General features: G+C 65.6%; 18 protein-coding genes. 5 read left to right on the forward strand and 13 right to left on the reverse strand.

Going from position 1 to position 17693, the window contains the following annotated elements; genetic code table 11:
* Positions 1 to 37: 37 nt before the first annotated feature.
* The 8 genes from C6P61_RS04815 to C6P61_RS04850 all read right to left on the reverse strand — a co-directional run bounded on the left by C6P61_RS04815 (position 38) and on the right by C6P61_RS04850 (position 7701).
* Entirely contained in the window at positions 38 to 1039 is a 1002-nt protein-coding gene (locus C6P61_RS04815; protein ID WP_105728793.1) for a TRAP transporter substrate-binding protein, read from the reverse strand.
* A gap of 92 nt (positions 1040 to 1131) precedes the next feature.
* Entirely contained in the window at positions 1132 to 2412 is a 1281-nt protein-coding gene (locus C6P61_RS04820; protein WP_105728794.1) for a TRAP transporter large permease subunit, read from the reverse strand.
* A 30-nt stretch (positions 2413 to 2442) separates the two neighbouring features.
* The gene (locus C6P61_RS04825) at positions 2443 to 2976 is read right to left on the reverse strand and encodes a TRAP transporter small permease (protein WP_105728795.1); all 534 of its coding nucleotides are present in this window, start codon (positions 2974 to 2976) and stop codon (positions 2443 to 2445) included.
* Positions 2977 to 3070: 94 nt separating this feature from the next.
* Entirely contained in the window at positions 3071 to 3754 is a 684-nt protein-coding gene (locus C6P61_RS04830; RefSeq protein WP_211296923.1) for a TetR/AcrR family transcriptional regulator, read from the reverse strand.
* A gap of 49 nt (positions 3755 to 3803) precedes the next feature.
* Entirely contained in the window at positions 3804 to 4739 is a 936-nt protein-coding gene (locus C6P61_RS04835; RefSeq protein WP_105728797.1) for a helix-turn-helix domain-containing protein, read from the reverse strand.
* Between the two features lie 19 nt (positions 4740 to 4758).
* Positions 4759 to 6084 carry a TRAP transporter large permease gene (locus tag C6P61_RS04840; protein WP_105728798.1) on the reverse strand — a complete coding sequence of 442 codons (1326 nt, stop codon included), beginning with the start codon at positions 6082 to 6084 and terminating at the stop codon, positions 4759 to 4761.
* On the reverse strand, positions 6081 to 6593 hold the full coding sequence (locus C6P61_RS04845) for a TRAP transporter small permease (protein WP_105728799.1): 513 nt from the start codon (positions 6591 to 6593) through the stop codon (positions 6081 to 6083). The genes C6P61_RS04840 and C6P61_RS04845 overlap by 4 nt, the downstream gene beginning before the upstream one ends.
* 76 nt (positions 6594 to 6669) lie before the next feature.
* Positions 6670 to 7701: a TRAP transporter substrate-binding protein gene (locus tag C6P61_RS04850; RefSeq protein WP_105728800.1), complete on the reverse strand. Its 1032-nt coding sequence runs from the start codon at positions 7699 to 7701 to the stop codon at positions 6670 to 6672.
* A gap of 621 nt (positions 7702 to 8322) precedes the next feature.
* On the opposite strand from C6P61_RS04850, the gene C6P61_RS17585 reads away from it, so the two are divergent.
* From C6P61_RS17585 to C6P61_RS04875, 5 genes are read left to right on the forward strand one after another with little or no spacing between them, the layout of a single operon-like run.
* A complete protein-coding gene (locus tag C6P61_RS17585) occupies positions 8323 to 8592 on the forward strand; it encodes a hypothetical protein (protein ID WP_146114965.1) in 270 nt (89 codons plus the stop codon).
* Positions 8589 to 9401: an SDR family NAD(P)-dependent oxidoreductase gene (locus C6P61_RS04860; protein ID WP_105728908.1), complete on the forward strand. Its 813-nt coding sequence runs from the start codon at positions 8589 to 8591 to the stop codon at positions 9399 to 9401. Before C6P61_RS17585 ends, C6P61_RS04860 begins: the two co-directional genes overlap by 4 nt.
* 18 nt (positions 9402 to 9419) lie before the next feature.
* Positions 9420 to 11126, forward strand: a complete 1707-nt coding sequence (locus tag C6P61_RS04865) for an FAD-dependent oxidoreductase (RefSeq protein WP_105728802.1) — start codon at positions 9420 to 9422, stop codon at positions 11124 to 11126.
* Positions 11123 to 11479 (forward strand): NIPSNAP family protein, encoded by a 357-nt coding sequence (locus C6P61_RS04870; RefSeq protein WP_105728803.1) that lies wholly within the window; start codon positions 11123 to 11125, stop codon positions 11477 to 11479. Before C6P61_RS04865 ends, C6P61_RS04870 begins: the two co-directional genes overlap by 4 nt.
* 18 nt (positions 11480 to 11497) lie before the next feature.
* Positions 11498 to 11908 (forward strand): 5-carboxymethyl-2-hydroxymuconate Delta-isomerase, encoded by a 411-nt coding sequence (locus tag C6P61_RS04875; RefSeq protein ID WP_105728804.1) that lies wholly within the window; start codon positions 11498 to 11500, stop codon positions 11906 to 11908.
* 48 nt (positions 11909 to 11956) lie between these two features.
* Here C6P61_RS04875 and C6P61_RS04880 read toward each other — a convergent pair whose 3' ends face one another.
* The 5 genes from C6P61_RS04880 to C6P61_RS04900 form a co-directional block, all read right to left on the reverse strand.
* Positions 11957 to 12778, reverse strand: a complete 822-nt coding sequence (locus C6P61_RS04880) for an SDR family NAD(P)-dependent oxidoreductase (RefSeq protein WP_105728805.1) — start codon at positions 12776 to 12778, stop codon at positions 11957 to 11959.
* A gap of 34 nt (positions 12779 to 12812) precedes the next feature.
* On the reverse strand, positions 12813 to 14390 hold the full coding sequence (locus C6P61_RS04885) for an acyl CoA:acetate/3-ketoacid CoA transferase (RefSeq protein ID WP_105728806.1): 1578 nt from the start codon (positions 14388 to 14390) through the stop codon (positions 12813 to 12815).
* A gap of 484 nt (positions 14391 to 14874) precedes the next feature.
* Positions 14875 to 16038, reverse strand: coding sequence for an acyl-CoA dehydrogenase family protein (locus C6P61_RS04890; RefSeq protein ID WP_105728807.1), 1164 nt, complete (start codon positions 16036 to 16038; stop codon positions 14875 to 14877).
* Positions 16039 to 16197: 159 nt separating this feature from the next.
* A complete protein-coding gene (locus tag C6P61_RS04895) occupies positions 16198 to 17007 on the reverse strand; it encodes a sugar phosphate isomerase/epimerase family protein (protein ID WP_105728808.1) in 810 nt (269 codons plus the stop codon).
* Positions 17008 to 17023: 16 nt separating this feature from the next.
* Positions 17024 to 17650, reverse strand: a complete 627-nt coding sequence (locus tag C6P61_RS04900) for an NIPSNAP family protein (RefSeq protein ID WP_105728809.1) — start codon at positions 17648 to 17650, stop codon at positions 17024 to 17026.
* Positions 17651 to 17693 lie beyond the last annotated feature (43 nt).

A 17693-nucleotide genomic window follows, 5' to 3' on the forward strand; every position in this document is an offset into this window, starting at 1 on the left:
AAAAAGGGACGCCGGCCACCCGGCGTCCCCCCCATCCTTACTTGCGCAGCTTGGCCAGTTCGGCCTGCAGTTCCTGCACGGTTTCCTGGCCGACGTTGACCGCGTACTTGGCGGTCACCGGGCGCAGCTTGTCGCGCAGCTTGGCCAGTTCGGCTGCCGGCAGCTCGGTGACCTGCATGCCGCCCTTCTTCAGGTTGGCCAGCGCGCCAGCCATCTGGCCGCGGTTGTAGTCGCGCTGGTGCTTGGCCGATTCCTTGGCGGCTTCGGACACGACCTTCTTCTCGTTGGCGTCGAGCTTGTCCCAGAACTTCTTGCTGATCAGCACCGATTGCGGGTTGTACTGGTGGTTGCTCAGCACCAGGTGCTTTTGCACTTCGTAGAACTTGTTGGCGTTGATGACCGAGATCGGGTTTTCCTGGGCATCGATCGCGCCTTGCTCGAGCGCACCGTAGACCTCGGGGAAGGGCAGCGGGGTCGGGTTGGCGCCCAGGGCCTTGACCCAGTCGACGTTGATCGGGTTCGGGATCACGCGCAGCTTGAGGCCGGCCAGGTCTTCGACCTTGTTGATCGGGCGCTTGCCGTTGCTGATCTGGCGAAAGCCCAGCTCGTAGTAGGCCAGGCCGACCAGGCCCTTGGCGTCGAGCTTGGCGTGCATCTTCTGGCCGAAGGCGCCGTCCATGATGGCGTCGGCTTCCTTCTCGTTGCCGAACATGAAGGGGAAGTCCCAGATCGCGAATTCCTTGATCTGGTTGGCCAGGATGCCGGAGTTCATCGTGACCATTTCGAGCGTGCCGCCCTGCAGTGCCGAGACGTTGGCCTGGTCGCTGCCCAGGGTGCCGCCCGGGAACAGGTTGACCTTGAGCTTGCCGCCGGACTTGGCCTCGACGACTTCCTTGAATTTCTCCATGCCGGCCACCAGCGGGTGACCCTTGGGGTTCTGGGTCGCGAACTTGATGGTCTTGCTGTCTTGCGCAGCGGCCAGGCCGCAAGCGGCCAGGGTGACGCTGGCGAGGACGGTCTTGATGAACAGGCGTTTCATGTGGAGTCTCCAGTCTACAGATGGATGGTCGTACGCTTGATTATTGCGCCTGGCACGGCGTACCCGTGCATGCCAGGCGCTGGTAACCTGGTTTAGCCGTAGAACCAGCGTGCCGGGACCATGACGAGCTCGGGGAAGATCACCATCAGGAACAGCAGCGCGAACTGCGCGATCATGAATGGCCAGACGCCCTTGGTCACCTGGTCCATGCTGATCTTGCCGACACCCGCCACCGTGCTCAGCACCGTGCCCACCGGCGGCGTGATCAGGCCGATCGCGTTGTTGATCATGAACAGCACGCCGAAGTAGACCGGGTCGATGCCCGCGGCCTTGACGATCGGCATCAGCACCGGCGTCAGGATCAGGATGGTCGGCGTCATGTCCATCGCGGTGCCGACCAGGATCACGACCCCCATGATCGCGAACATCAGCAGCGTCTGGTTGTCCAGCAGCGGCTCGAGCAGCGCGACCAGGTCAGCCGGCAGGTTGGCCACCGTGATCATCCATGCCGAGACCATTGCCGCTGCCACCAGGAACATGATGACCGAGGTGGTCTTGGCTGCCGCCAGGAACAGGCCGTAGAGCTGGTTGAGCTTGAGCTCCTTGTAGACCAGGGTCGAGATCAGCAGCGCGTAGACCGCGGCCACCACGGCCGCCTCGGTCGGCGTGAAGACGCCGAACTTCAGGCCCACCACCACGATCACCGGCAGCACCAGCGCGAAGGTGGCGTTCTTGAAGGCGGCCAGTACCTCGGCCTTGCTCGCACGCGGCGCAGCCTTGATCTTCTCCTTGCGCACCAGCAGCCACCAGGTGAACCAGAGGGCGGCGCCCAGCATCACGCCCGGCGCGATGCCGGCCATGAACAGCTTGGAGACCGAGACGTTGGCCGCGACGCCGAACACCACGAAGCCGATCGAGGGCGGGATGATCGGAGCGATGATGCTCGAAGCCGACAGCAGGCCGGCCGAGCGCGCCGGGTCATAGCCCGCGCGGTTCATCATCGGCAGCAGCAGTGCCGCCAGCGCCGCCGCGTCAGCCACCGCCGAACCCGACAGCGCGGCCATGATGATGGCGGCCATGATGCCGACATAGCCCAGGCCGCCCTTGACATGGCCGACCAGCGTCATCGCGAAGTTCACGATCCGCTTGGACAGGCCGCCGGCGTTCATGATCTCGCCCGCCAGCATGAAGAAGGGCACCGCCAGCAGCGGGAAGCTGTTGCTGCCCTCGATCACGTTCTGCGCCAGGATCTGCGCATCGAACATGTCCAGATGCCACATCAGCGCCGCGCCCGACAGCAGCAGCGAGAACGCGATCGGCACGCCCAGCATCATGGCGCCGATCAGCGCGCCCAGAAAGATGGTTATCGTCATTGAATTCTCCTAGGGGTTCAGCCAGCGGCTTCAGGGGTGCGGGTCGCCGTGCGGCATGTCGTCGGACTCGCGCACGCCGATCAGCTCGCCTTCGCTGAGGCGGCCGGCCAGCAGCTTGAACAGGTCGTGGCTCAGGATCAGGCCGGCGAGCACCGAGAACACCAGGCCACTGCTGTAGAACCAGGCCATCGAGACTTCCATCACCGGGCTGGTGGTCTCGTAGTTGATGACGACCTGATCCCAGCTGCCGCGGAAGATCAGCCAGGCGCAGAACAGCATCAGCACATGCGCGACCAGGAAGCAGGCCTTCTTGCCTGCGACCGGCAGCTTGGCGATCAGGGTGTCGGTGCCCAGGTGGCCCTTGTCGTGCAGCCCGACGAAGGCGCCCAGGAAGGTCATCCAGACGAACAGCCAGCGCGAGAGTTCCTCCGACACCGTCAGCCCGGAGTTGAACGCGTAGCGCAGCACCACGTTGGTGAACACCAGCACCACCATCAGCGCCAGCGACACCACCATCAGCAGCGACAGCAGCCGCGAGATCTGGTCTATCAGTTTTTGAAGCATGGGGAATTTCTCCTTGAGTCCGCGGATTGTACGAACCAGTTAGTTTTTTACTGCTGGGGAAAACCCTAGGATGGCTGGCCTGGGTCGGTGCACTTCACTGCCGCAGGTAGCGCCAGACCATGTCGATCACGCTTTCGCGCCGCTGCGCGAGATAGCCGGGTTCCTGGGTGTCTTGCTTGAAGATCAGGCCGAAGGTGTGCCGGTTCGAGACGTTGAAGAAGGACAGCGCCGAGATCGAGGCGTGGATGTCGAGCAGGTCGAGCCCCGGGCGGAACACGCCAGCGGCCACGCCGCGCTGGTAGAGGTCGCGGATCGCGTCGATCGCCGGTACGTTGAGGTCCTGGATGTACTGGCTCTGGCGCATGAACTGGCCACGGTGAATGTTTTCCGACATCACGATCCGGACATAGCTCTCGTTGCGCAGGTGGCGGTCGAAGGTGAAGCCGACCAGGCGCTTGAGCGCGGCCTCGGGCGCCAGATCCTCCAGGTGCAGGTCGGTTTCCTCCTGGCGGATCTTGCGGTAGGACTCCTCGAGCACGGCAAGGTAGAGCCCTTCCTTGCTGCCGAAGTAGTAATAGATCATGCGCTTGCTGGTCTGGGTCGCGGCGGCGATCTCGTCGATGCGCGCGCCAGACAGCCCCTTCTCGCCGAACTCCTGCTCGGCGACCGCCAGGATGTTGCTCCGGGTCCGCTCGGGGTCGTTGGTGCGGGTCGCTTCCCGCCCCGTGGCCCGTTCAACCCGCTCCATGCTCGGCAATGAATGTACTGGTTCGTTCATTCGCGCGAGTATAGGAGCCGGGTCCGGCCCTGACCATGCTCGGAAACCCTCAGTCGGAGCCGGCTGTCGACTGGTGCTGCCGGTGCAGCTGGGCCAGCGCCTGGGCCCGGAAGGCGCTGGGGCTCAAGCCCGTGTGCTTGCGGAAGAAGCGGCTGAAATAGGCGTCGTCGCCGTAGCCGAGTTCGGCCGCCAGCTGCTTGATCGGCATATGGGTGTAGACCAGCTCGCGCTGGGCCTCGTGCAGCACCCGGGCGTTGATCACGTCGAGCCCCGACATGTCGAGCGCCTCGCGGCACAGGCGCGACAGCTGTCCCGGCGTCATGCCGAGCTGGTTGGCATAGGCCTGCAGCGATTTCTGCTGGCGGTAATGCCGGTCGACCAGCGAGCGGAATTTCTCGATCTGGCGCGCCTGGCGCGAGATCGGCTGGTGCGGGGCGCTGCCGCTGGCTTCCAGCACGCCGACGATGCGGTGCACCTGCACCATCAATGCCAGCAGCAGCGAGGTGCTGACCGCCACATGGCCCGGGGCATGGGCGCGTGACTCCTGCTCCAGCGTCTGGAACAGCGGCACGAGCTGGTCCACATAGCGCATTTCGTCCTGCCAGCTGATCAGGCGTGGCTTGCGTATCGTCGGCAGCAGCTCGGGCATCGCCACCGCCGCCACCGATTCGAGCGTTTTCTGCGACGCCGTGACCACCGGACCGTTGACATCATGGCTGAAGCGAAAGCCATGCACATGGCCGCAAGGCACGACCATCAGGCAGGGTGCCTGGGCCTGCCAGTGCGTGTCGTCGAGCAGGAAGTCGACCTGGCCCGAGTTCAGGTAGAGCAGCTGCAGGAAGGTGTCGTGGCGGTGCGGCTGGATGACCCAGTTATAGGGTTGCGAGCGTTGTGGAATCCACTCGAAATTGAACGAGTCCGACCATTCGGGCGAGGCTTGATCGCCGTAGAGGTCGTAGTTCGGAATCACCCTGGAATAGGCCATCGAATGCTTTCATGGAGACTTACTGGAAGAATAGCTCCACCAGCCCCAAGGTCAGCGCCGGGAACAGCAGCAGCATGATCACGCGCAGCACATCCCAGGCCAGGAAGGGGAACACGCCCTTGTAGGTCTCGCTCATCGGGGTGTCGCCCGCCAGGTTGTTGACCACGTAGACGTTGAGCCCGACCGGCGGCGCGATCAGGCCGATGCCCACGGTCATCAGCACCAGGATGCCGAACCAGATCGCCTTCATCTCGGGCGCCAGTCCCCACAGGTCCAGGCCCATGATGGCCGGGAAGATCACCGGGATGGTCAGCAGCAGCATCGACATTTCGTCCATCACGCAGCCCAGGATCACGTAGAACACCAGCACGCTGACGACGATCCAGAGTGGCGCGATGCCCAGGTGGGTGACCCAGTCGGCCAGCTGTGCCGGCAGCTGGGTCAGCGACAGCGAGGCGTTCATCATGTCGGCGCCCAGGAAGATCAGGAACACCATGGCGCTGGTCTCGGCCGAGGCAATGAAGCTGTTGCTGATCGCCTTGAGGCTGAGCTCGCGGCTGGCCAGGCCGGCAAACAGCGTCAGCGTCGCACCGACGGCGGCGCCCTCAGTCGGCGAGAAGATGCCGCCGTAGATGCCGCCGAACACGACCAGGAAGATCGACAGGATCGGCCAGACCCCGAACAGGGCCTTCCAGCGATCGGCCCAGGGCACGGGCGCATGCGGCGGAGCCAGTTCGGGCTTGAACTTGCAGTAGAGCGCGATCACGACGATGTAGCCCAGCATGGCCAGCACACCCGGCAGCATGGCCGCGGCAAACAGCTTGCCCACGCTTTGCTCGGTCAGGATGGCGTAGACCACCAGCGGTACCGAAGGCGGGATCAGGATGCCCAGCGTGCCGCCGGTCGCCAGCGCCGCCGTCGAGAGCCGGCCCTGGTAGCCGTAACGCCTCATCTCGGGGTAGGCCACCTGGGTGATGGTGGCCGAGGTCGCGACCGAGGAGCCGCAGACGGCACCGAAGGCGCCGGCCGACAGCACGGCCGCCATCGCCAGGCCGCCGCGCACATGGCCGACGAAGGCGGCCGCGGCGCGGAACAGGGCCCGGCTCAGGCCGCCCTGGGTTGCGAACTGACCCATCAGCAGGAACAGCGGGATCACGCTCAGGTCGTACAGCGTCAGGCGCGCCACGGCGCTGCCCTTGAGCATGTTGAACAGCGCGACCTCGTTGGTCATCGCGAGGTAGCCCAGCGCGCCTGGAATGAACATGGCGGCGGCAATCGGTATGCGCAGCACCATCAGCGCCAGCATGCCGGCGAACATGACCAAGCCTATCGTCATCGGACTCATGCGAATTCTCCTTGTCGCTCGCCTTGCAGGGTCTGCAGATCCTGGCCAGTGAAGTGCATCCAGGCCTGCACCAGCGCCACCACGGCAGCCAGCATCAGGCCGGGCGCCAGCGAGGCATAGGCCCACCACATCGGCAGCTCCAGCGTCATGGTGGTTTCGTTGACCTCGTGCACGGCGAAGGCGCCGACCGTGGTGCGCCAGGCCAGCAGGCCGTACATGACGGCGATCAGCACGCAGCCCAGGCCGTCGAGCCAGCGGGTGGTGCGGGCGCTGGCGTTCTGGGTGAAGAAGTCGACGATGATGTTGGCGCTGCGCAGCTGGCACCAGGCGATGCAGAGCGAAATGGCCACTGCCACGCCCATCTGCACCATTTCCACGTCGCCCTGGATCGGTTGCGTCGTGAAGAAACGCAAGGACACGCTGGCCACGGTCATCACGCCCACCGCCAGCGCGACGAAGCCGCCCAGGACGGCGAACAGCCAGGTGATTTTTCTCAGTAACAGCCTCATGGCTTGCCTTCTTTCAGATCGATAGCCGCAAAAAAGCCGGTGCGCGCGGCACCGGCTTCAACACCGATGCCCGGAGTTACTTCTTGGTGTATTTCTGCACCAGGTCGCGGGCTTCTTGCACCATGGCCTTGCCCGGCAGTCCCTTCTTCTCGACGTCGGCGGTCCAGCTGTCGTAGATCGGTGCCGAGGCCTTGATCCAGTTGTCGGTCTCGGCTTCAGTCAGCACGTAGATCTCGTTCTTGCGCTCCTCGGCCACCTTGCGCGCCGGGGCCTGGCTTTCGTCATAGGTCTTGCCCAGCTGTGCCGACAGGGCGGCGCCGCTGTTGCGGTCGATGATCGCCTTGAGGTCGGCCGGCAGGCTGTCGTACTTGGCCTGGTTCATGCCCCACATCAGCACGGCGGTGTAGAGGCCGGGACGCGACTGCGGGGTCTCGGTGTGGTACTTGACGTTCTCGGTGATGCGGAAGCTCGGCAGCGTCTCCCAAGGCACCACGGCGCCGTCGAGCGTGCCCTTGGAGATCGCGTCGGCCACGCCGGTGATCGGCATGCCGATGGCCGAGGCGCCCATCAGCGTCAGCAGCTTGGTGGTCTGGCGCGTCGGCGCGCGCAGCTTCAGTCCCTTGAGGTCGGCCAGGGTCTTGATCGGATGCTTGGCGTTGTGGATATAGCCTTCGTCGTGGGTCCAGATCGCCAGCAGCTTGGTGCCGACGAACTCCTTCATGCCGTATTTCTGCGTGTAGTCCCAGATCGCGCGCGAAGTAGTTTCGGCGTTGTAGGACATGAAGGGCAGCTCGAACACCTCGGTCGACGGGAAGCGGCCCGGCGTGTAGCCGGGCAGGGTCAGGATCATGTCGTCGACGCCGTCCTTGACGCGGTCGACCAACTGGGCCGCCGTGCCGCCGCCCGACATCGCCGGCATCAGCTGGCACTTGATGCGGTTCTTGGACTCGAGCGCCACCTTGTCGCACCAGGGATTGAGCACCTTGCTCGGCACGATCGCGGTGTTGGGCCAGATGTGGTGCACCTTGAGCGTGACCTCTTGCGCCTGGGCGCCCCAGGCGCTCAACGTCGCCAGAGCGAGGAGGGAGTGGTTAAGCAAGCGTTTCATGAAATGGCTCCTGGGCGGTTGTTGGTGGGGCTTGGGTCGAGCGCTGGCGGGCGGCATCGGACAGCAGTGTTCGATTTATCTGTCCTGTTGAGTGGCCAGTTCGTGATTCATGACGTACTGCACCGTTGCATCAGCGGGTTGGACTGGCCGATTGTCAAAGGGGATCTGATCCGTGATTGGGACAATTTCGTTTTTAGGTTGGACGAATCGTGCGGATTTGTGCTTTTTGCTTGGATTTCAGGGTTAACCCTGATGGCTATTTTGTTGTGATTTTTAGCGTTAATATCATCATATTATCAAAAGTGGAACTCAATTCCAGAATTGGCACCGAGGATGTGGCAGGCCAGCCGAATCGACCGTGACGCCGGCGGCTGAAGCGGCCTGGTTTTGCTGCTTTCCTGAAATTTGCCGCTGTTTTTCTGCAATAAATGCCAAAAACGGGCCGATTCCTGCTCATTCTGCCCTGGTGGCTCGCGATCCCAGCCGGCTCTTGAAGGTGCTGGACTGGCCGGCGCCAACCGCTGATGGCGGGGCCTGGACAGCCGATGCGCCGGCTGGCGGGCTCTTGGCTGGCTGGCCCTTGGACCCTTGTACCAGGGCTGTTAGCAGGCAGCCGGGCTGGTGCCATGGCTGGACGAATGCATCTTCGATCGAGGCGTTTTCCGGCGTTGGAACGGGCCGGTTCATGATCTGATGCCGGTGCAATCGGAGCTGTTGTTGGTGCCGGATCTGGATTTTTCGAACCGGAATTCAGCTGTCCGAAGCGCCAGCAAAGAGCTTTCAGACGCCATTGCTGCACGAATCGTCCTGTCTTTGGCAGGAATCGTCAAACTGAAGCCGGACGCTGGAATCAACAATCACTGCAATTCAAGTAGGAGTTGTTTTTCATGAGCAGTAGTCAGGATTGGTTGGGCTTGCAGGGCCAGGTCTGTGTGGTGACCGGTGCCGCCAGTGGCATCGGTGCCGCAGTGGCCAGCAGCCTGGCGGCCGTCGGGGCCCGGGTGGCCTTGCTGGACCGCGATGTCGAAGGTGCCGAGCGCGGTGCCGCCGCGCTGCGCGCCCAGGGGGCGCAGGCCTTGGCGGTCGGCTGTGACATCTCGAACGAGGCCAGCGTGCTGGCCGCCGCGCAACAGGTGCAGGCCGAACTCGGCACCACCTATGCGCTGATCAACAACGCCGGCCTGCTGCGCTCGGGCAGCCTGACTGACGTCAGCCTGGACGACTGGAATGCGGTGCTGTCGGTCAACCTGACCGGCTACCTGCTGTGTTCCCGCGCCTTCTCCGCGCCGATGCGCCGGGCCGGGCAGGGCAGCATCGTCAACATCGCGTCGATCTCGGGCCTGTTTCCGCAGACCGGCAGTGGCGCCTACAGCGCGAGCAAGGCCGGCGTGCTGCTGCTGTCGCGCCAGATGGCGGTCGAGTGGGGCCCGCTGGGCCTGCGCAGCAACGCGATCTGCCCCGGCATGATCCGCACCGCGCTGTCGGCCAAGTTCTACGAGGAACCGGGCTTCGAGGCCAAGCGCGCCGCCGTGACTGCCAGCCGCCGCGTCGGCGAACCGCAGGACATCGCCGATGTGGCGCTGTTCCTGGCCAGTCCGCGCTCGGCCTATGTCAACGCGGCCGAACTCTCGGTCGATGGCGGCATGGGCTCGATGCTGATGGATATGGTGCCGCGCCCCGGCTACAACAAGACCGCCTGAACCCTGCTGGAGAACGCAATGTCAAACGCTACCGAATGTGATCTGATCGTCGTCGGCTCCGGCGCTGCCGGCCTGGCCACCGCCATCACCGCCAAGAAGCGCGGTCTCGACGTGATCGTGCTGGAGAAGGAGCCGGTCTTTGGCGGCACCACCGCGCTGTCGGGCGGGGTGCTCTGGATTCCGATGAACCCGCATGGCCGCAAGCAGAATCCGGCCGATACCGCCGACGCCGTGCGCCGCTACATGATGGAGGAGACCGGATCGTTCTACGACGAGGCCACGGTCAACGCCTTCATCGAGAACGGCCCTCGGATGGTGGAGTTCTTCGAGCGCGAGACCGAGATGAAGTTCATCCCGACGCTCTATCCCGACTACCACCCGGACCTGCCGGGCGGCGCCGAGATCGGCCGCTCGATCCTGGCCGCGCCCTACGACATCCGCGGCCTGGGCCAGGACATGGCGCGGCTGAAGCTGCCGCTCAAGACCATCACCTTCATCGGCATGATGTTCAACTCGTCGAATGCCGATCTCAAGCATTTCTTCAATGTCACCAAGTCGCTGACCTCGTTCGTCTATGTCGCCAAGCGGCTGGCGAACCACCTCAAGGAGCTGGCGCTGTATCGGCGCGCCATCAACGTGACCAGCGGCAACGCGCTGGCTGCGCGGCTGGCCAAGTCGGCGCTGGACCTCGGCATCCCGATCCTGACCGGCACGCCGGCCAAGCAGGTCCTGATCGAGGACGGCAAGGCGATTGGCGTGCTTGCTGGGGGCGAGGGCGGTGAACGCCGCATCCGCGCGCGCCATGGCGTGGTGCTGGCCGCTGGCGGCTTCCCGCATGATGTCAAGCGCATTGCGCAGGCCTATCCGCACCTGGCGCGTGGTGGCGAGCATCTGTCGCCCACGCCCAAGAGCAATACCGGCGACGGCGTCAACATGGCCGAGGCCGCCGGCGCGGTGGTCGACATCCGCTTCAAGGAGACTTCGGCCTGGATGCCGGTCACCAAGGTCGATTTCGGCAACGGCGAGATCGGCGTCTTCCCGCACCTGCTGGACCGCTACAAGCCCGGCATCATCGGCGTGCTGAAGAACGGCAAGCGCTTCACCAACGAATCGAATTCCTACCACGATGTCGGCGCCGCCATGGTGGCGGCCTGCAAGGGCCAGCAGGAAACGGCGATGTGGCTGATCTGCGACAAGACCGCGCTGGGCAAGTACGGCCTGGGCTATGTCAAGCCGGCACCGATGCCGATCGGCCGCTTCATCAAGAACGGCTATCTGATCGAGGGCAAGACGCTGGCCGAGCTGGCGCAAAAGACCGGCATCAATGCCGCCGCGCTGGAAAAGACCGTGCGCGACTACAACGTCGGCGCGGTCAAGGGACAGGACAACCAGTTCGGCCGCGGCACGACCAGCTTCAACCGCTATCTGGCCGATCCGGCCAACCAGCCCAACCCCTGCGTGGCGCCGGTGCAGACCGGTCCGTTCTATGCGGTCAAGGTCGTCATGGGCGATCTGGGCACCTTCGACGGCATCAAGACCAGCGTGGTCGGCGAGGTGCTCAAGCGCGACGGCAGCAAGATCGACGGCCTGTATGCGGTGGGCAACGACCGCGCCAGCATGATGGGCGGCAACTACCCCGGCGCCGGCATCACCCACGGCCCGAACATGACCTTCGGTTTCGTGACGGCCAACCACATCGCCGACCTGGCCGGAGCCCGGGCATGAGCGCGCTGCTGGTGCCGGCAGGCAAGCCGCTGGTCGATCACCGGATCTACACCATCGCGCTGCGCAAGATGCCCGAGTTCCTTGAGGTGTTCAACCGCCTGGCGATGCCGGTGCTGCTGCAGACGCTGGGCCATCCGGTCGGCTTCTACACCAGCCTGGTCGGGCCGCAGAACCAGTTCGTCCATCTGTGGGCCTACGATGACCTGGCCGACTACGAGCGCCGCTGCCACGCGCGCGACACGCATCCGGACTTCCCGGCCTACCTGGCGGCTTCGGGCCACCTGATCACGGCGCAGGAAACGCGGCTGATCAAGGCCTGCGCGATGCCGGGCTGGACCGTGCCGGGCGACTGATAAACCCCAAGGATCGGCATGCCCCATATCCGCATCGACTACACCGCCAACCTGGAGCAGGCGGTCCAGGACAGCCAGCTGGTGCGCCAGCTGCACCAGGCTGCCATCGAGACCGGGGTCTTTCCGGTCTGGGGCGTGCGCACCTTCGCGCAGCCGGTGGCGCAGTACCAGGTCGGCAACGGCGATCCGGGCAACGGCTTCCTGCTGGTCAATGTGCGGATCGGGCCGGGGCGCGAGCTGGCGGTGCGCCAGCGCGTGCTGCATGCGTTGTTCGAGGTCGTGCAACAGGCGCTGGCGCCGCAGTTCGCGCAGGGGCGCCTTGGCTGCCAGATCGACCTGACCGAGTTCGACGCCGCGCTCAACAGTTTCCAGATCAACCTGGCCGGCAGCGATGACCGGGACGAGCCGGTGGTTTGCCGGCGGTCGTGAGCGAGCCGCCAGCCTGACCTGAAGCGGCCTGTTGCCAGGCCGCCTTGCTCAGAACTGCGCCGGCTTGCCCGGGCGACCCGGGATCATGGCCAGCATGTGGTCGGCCACGCCGCCGTCCACCACCAGGTTCTGGCCCGTGACATAGGCCGCGCTGGCGCTGCTCAGGTAGGCCACGGCAGCGCCCACGTCCTCGGGCCGGCCGATGCGGCCCAGCGGCACCAGGGCCTCGCGCCGTGCCAGCGTTTCGGCGTCCTGGTAGACCGCTTCGGTCAGCGGCGTGCGCGTCATGCCGGGGCAGACCGTGTTGACGCGGATGCCATCGGCGGCCCATTCCTGCGCCAGCTGGCGGCACAGCATGATCAGCGCCGCCTTGGCCGCCGAATAGGCGCCGTAGCCCGGGTGCGGATGCAGGCCCGACATCGACGCGATCGCGGTGATGCTGCCGCGCGTACGTGCCAGCGGCTCGCGCGCCGCCTGCGCCATCAGCCAGGCTGAGCGGGTGTTGAGGTTGAAGGTCAGGTCCCACTGCGCGACCGGCAGATCGGCCAGCTGGCCCGGGCCAGATGCCCCGGCGTTGCAGACCAGTGCCGTCAGGTCGCCGCCATCGGCCTGGGCTTGCGCGACCAGCGCTGCGCATTGGGCCGGATCGGTGATGTCGCCACTGATGCCGGTCGCGCTTGCGCCGGCCGCGCGCAGCTCGTCGAGCAGGCGCTCGAGCCGATCACCCGGCTGCGAGGCCGCCGCCGAGACATGGATGGCCTGGCCGTCGCGCCTGGCCTGCTCGATCAGCGCCAGGCAGATGCCGCGACCGATGCCACCGGTGGCACCGGTGACCAGCGCGTGGACCCGGGTCGGGGAGTGCTTGTCCATGAGGCGTCGCTCCTGCAAGGGGGTCGTCGCCCGATCAGAGCGCCGCGTTGAAGAACTCGGCGGCCATGACCTTGAGGTCGGCAGCGATGCGCGGCTGGAACTCCATCTGGTCCAGCACGTCGCGCTGCAGGTCGATGCCGGGGGCGAGTTCGAACAGCTCGACGCCTTCGGGCGTCAGGCGGAAGCTGGCGCGCTCGGTCAGGTACAGCACCTCTTGCTTGCGCACCAGGCCTTGTGGACCGCTGAAGGTGATCTGGTCGACCTGCTTGACCAGCTTCTTGACGCCGCCTTGCTGCAGCACCCGCATCTGGCCGTCACCGGTCGCGAGCTTGACGCCCTTGGCCGCCAGCGTGCCGCAGAACACCACCTTGCGTGCGTTCTGCGCGATGTCGATGAAGCCGCCGGGGCCGACCGTGATGCCGCCCAGGCGCGAGACGTTGACGCTGCCTTCTTCGTCGAATTCGCCAAAGCCCAGGAAGGCGATGTCGAGCCCGCCGCCGCCGTAGAAGTCGAACTGCGTCGCCGCGTCGAGCATGGCGTGCGCGTTGCGGGCGTAGCCGAACAGGGGGCCGTCCATCAGCGTGCCGCCGTAGGTGCCGTGCTCGATGGTCTGGTAGATGCGGTGCTGTTCGTTGCGCGCCGCGATCAGCTTGGCCACCGCGTCGGGCACGCCGACGCCGTAGTTGATGACCGGGCGTGCCTTGCCGCTGTTGAACAGTTCGACCGCGGCGCGGCGTGCGACCGCCTGGCGCTCGCCAAAGGCTTCGGCGGCAGCGGCGACTTCGGCTGCGTGGTCGGCGGCTTCGGACTGGCGCCGAGGTTCGCCGGTCAGCTCGCCGCTGAAGGCCGGATCGAACGGAATCGCGTAGCTGGTCTGCTGGTCGGGGTCGACCACGATCGCGTCGACCCAGGCGGCTGGAATCCGGACCTCGCGCGCCTTGAACGAGCCCGTGGCCACGCGCTCCTTGACCTGGACGATCACCTTGCCGCCGCTGTTGCGCGCGGCCAATGCCAGCGACTGGGCGTCGAGGTTGGCGGCTTCATGCTCGAAGCTGATGTTGCCTTCCGCGTCGGCGGCGCTGGCGCGCACGATCGCGACATGGATCGGGAACGGCTTGTAGCGCAGCCACTCGCGGCCGTCCATCTGGATCACCTCGGCCAGGTCTTCCTGGGCGGCATCGTTCATCTTGCCGCCGCCGTGGCGCGGGTCGCAGACGGTGCCCAGGCCGACGTGGGTGATCAGGCCGGGGCGACCGGCGCCGATCTCGCGCATCAGCTGGCTGGAGACGCCGCCGGGCAGGATGTAGGCCTCGATCTTGTTGTCGAGCGCGAGTTGTTGCATCGCGGGCGACCAGACCCAGTGGCCGCCGATCACGCGCTTGACCAGGCCTTCGTGCGCGAAGCAGTTCATGCCCTTGGTCTTCTTGTCGCCGATGCCCAGCGCGTGCAGCATGGTCAGCTGGCGCGGGCTTTGCGTGGCGAGGAAGCGCGCCTGCACTGCCTCGAACATGTGGGTGGCTTCCATCAGGCCGCCACCGCCGCCCATCAGGCCCACGGTGTCGCCGTCACAGATCAGCTCGGCCGCCTGGGCGGCTGTCATGAATTTGTCCATTTTTGTCTCCATTCGCGAATTGAGTCGCTGCTACCGATTGCGGATAGGCTGTGCTGTGCTGTGCTGTGCTGTGCTCTGGCTGGCGCGTGAGGTTTGGGCGGCGTCGGGCACGGGGTGGGGGCCACGACCTCATACTGGGGTACCAGAAATCGGCCGTGGCCCCCACCCCATGCCCGACGCAAGAGCGATGCATCCGAATTCGAAAAACGGACCAGTCTGCTCGCCCAGCTCCCGTACCTACTTGTTAGCCAGTTCACCCAGTCGTAGCAAGCCAGGGGTAGGGCGGCCGACGATTTCTGGTACCCCAGTATGAGGAGGCCGCCCTGCCCCTGGCTTGCGGCCAGTGCACCCGTATAAGGAGGCTGCCCTGATCCCGGCTTGCGGCCAATGCACCAGCATGAGGAGGTCGCCTTGTCCCCGACTCCCGGCCCCTGATCCCTCATTCCCGGCGTGCAGCCAGTGCTACAGCCGCAGCATTCAAGAATCAGCGGTTGACGTCGAACAGCGCCGCACCCTTCTTGAGCGCGCTCTTGGCGATCACGCCACGGTGAATCTCGCTGGTGCCGTCGTAGATGCGGTAGATGCGCGCGTCGCGGTAGTAGCGCTCGATCGACAGCTCCTTGCAGAAGCCCATGCCGCCGAACACCTGCACCGCACGGTCCACCACCCGGCCCAGGGTCTCGGCCGCGTGCACCTTGACCATCGCGATCTGCTCGCGCGCGTCCAGACCCTGGTCCAGCATCCAGGCCGCCTGATACACCATCCAACGCGCGGCATTGATCTCGATCACGCTGTCGGCCAGCATCTGCTGCACCATCTGGAAGTCGCCGATGCGGGTGTTGAACTGCTTGCGGTCATTGGCGTAGTCCAGCATCATTTCGCAGACATGGGTCGCCTTGCCGACCGCGCGTGCGCCGACCTGGGCCAGACGCACCACGTTGAGCGCGCCCATCGCGAGCTTGAAGCCCTGGCCCTGCTCGCCCAGCAGCGTGGCGTCTTCCAGCACCACGTTGTCGAAGAACAGTTCCAGGTGCGGCGTGCCGCGCAGGCCCATCATCTTCTGGTCCTTGCCGACCGTGAAGCCGGGCAGGCCCTTGTCGACCATGAACATCGAGATCTCCTTCTCGCCGGTCTTGGCCGAGACCAGGAAGAAGTCGCTCCACTCGCCGTCGCTGATGAAATGCTTGGAGCCGTTGAGCACCCACTGGCCTTGCTCGTTGCGCTTGGCGTGGGTCTTGATGCCGGCGGCGTCGGAGCCGGCGCCGGATTCGGTGATCGTGATCGCGCAGGTGCGCTTGCCCTCGATCGCGGGCTTGAGCCAGCGCTCGACCTGCTCGCCCTTGCAGTGCAGCAGCGGCTCGTAGACGTTGCCGAAGGCGCGCCGGACCAGGATGTCGGTGGTGTGGCCGAACTGCTCCTCGCACAGGATGCGGTCCATGTTCGACAGGCCACCGCCGCCGAGTTCGGCCGGCATGTTGAGCGCGTACAGGCCGAGTTCCTTGCCCTTGGCGTGGATCGCGGCGGCCTTTTCAGGTTCGAGATAGCCTTTTTCCTCGACCTCGTTTTCCAGCGGCTTGAGGTCTTCGGCGATGAAGCGACGGATGGTGTCGATCATCATTTTCTGTTCGTCGTTCAGGGAAAAGTCCATGGGGTGCTCCTGTTTTCAAGTCATGGGGGCGAATCGCCACCCGGGGTTCAATGCGGTTGGATCAAGGCGGCTGATGCCCGGGCTCAGGCGCTGCTGAACCAGCGCGCACCAAAGAAGAAGGGCAGGCGCGACAGGATTTCTGAACGGACGAACATGGCTTCAGCGCTCGACGAAGGGGCGGCTGGCCGCCAGGCAGATCGCGGCCCATTCGGCCGGGTTGGCGGTCTTTTCGCGCTCGAAGTTGACCACTTCGACGCTGATCGGCAGATCGGCCGGCAGGGCATCGAACAGGCCCTGCAGGTCGATGTTGCCGTCGCCGGGCAGCAGGCGTTCGCAGCGCGCGGTATGGATCATCTGCTCGGTCGTGAACTCGCGCCCCGCCTGCGCGTCGCAGATCTGGGCGTAGTGCAATAAAGAGCGCGGGATGGCGCGGATGTCGTCCAGCGTCGTGCCCGAGCGGCCGAAATGCAGCGCGTCGACCAGGATGCCGGCATTGGCCGGCTGGCCGGCGTTATTGACGATGCGCAGCGCGGATCTGGCGTCGGGCACCGCGGTCCAGGGCATGAACTCGAGGTCGGCGCTCATGCCGTAGGGGGCCATGACCTCGCACAGGCGGGCGTAGTTGGCGGTCAGGCGCGCCTCGTCGGTGTCGTCGCCGGCGACCAGGATCGCCTTGGCCTGCAGCGCCGCGCCGGCTTCGTAGAGCGCCTGCCAGCGCTGCGGGTCGAAGTCGGCATCGAGCCGGATGATCTCGAGGTCGAACACGCCGACGCCGGTATCGCGCTGGACCGCCAGCGTTTCGCGCAGCACCTCGGGCTGGCCGAGCAGGAACTGCTGCGGCGCGCCGGCCGCGTTGGGCCACAGGCGCAGGCCGACATAGGCATAGCCGGCCTGGGCCGCGACCCGAAGGGCTTCGGGCGGGCTGCAGCGGTGCGAGTTCAGGTAGGCGAGCGAATAGGTACGCGACATGTTCGACTCCAGCGGCTTACTTCAGCGGCGAAACGGCGGTGGGCAGGGCGATGGTCGAGACCATGGCGGTGGTCAGGTGGGCCGGGCCGCCCTTGGGCGGCCAGATGCCCTGTGCCACTGCGTCGGCGCGCGCCTTGCTGCGGGCGTCGAGCGTCGGGTAGGACCAGATGTTGGTGAAGCGCAGCGGGCCGTCGAGCGCGACCATCGCGACCACGCAGGGCGACAGCGCCTCGCGCGGCGGCACATATTGCTGCCACAGGTCGATGGTGGGCTGGACGCCGCCCGGCTTGATGCCGTAGGTGCGGATCTCGTAGACCGGGCCGCTGATGCCGCTCTCGGCGCTCGGGCGCACCGGCTTCATCCACGGGAAGCCCTTGTAGCTGTGCTGCTCCAGGCTCTGGAAGATCTCGCCGCAGCCAAACGGGCTGGCGCTGTGCTGGGTGCGCTCGCGCTCGGCCAGCAGGTCCTGCTCGTTGGCGAAGCCGCGCAGCACGATCATCTGGTTCAGCACGCCGATGTCGGTGAACCAGCAGCCCAGCAGCTCGCCCTTGGCTTCAGCGGCAGTGGCGAAGGCCTGGACGTTGGCAGCGGCGGCGCCAGCGGTGCCGAACGGCAGGGTCATGGTCGCGAGTTCGTAATACATGGAAGTCCTGTTGAAGCGGGAAAAAGGAAGGAAGAGGGCGTTC

It is taken from the genome of Malikia spinosa (assembly GCF_002980625.1).
Taxonomy (GTDB): domain Bacteria; phylum Pseudomonadota; class Gammaproteobacteria; order Burkholderiales; family Burkholderiaceae_C; genus Malikia; species Malikia spinosa.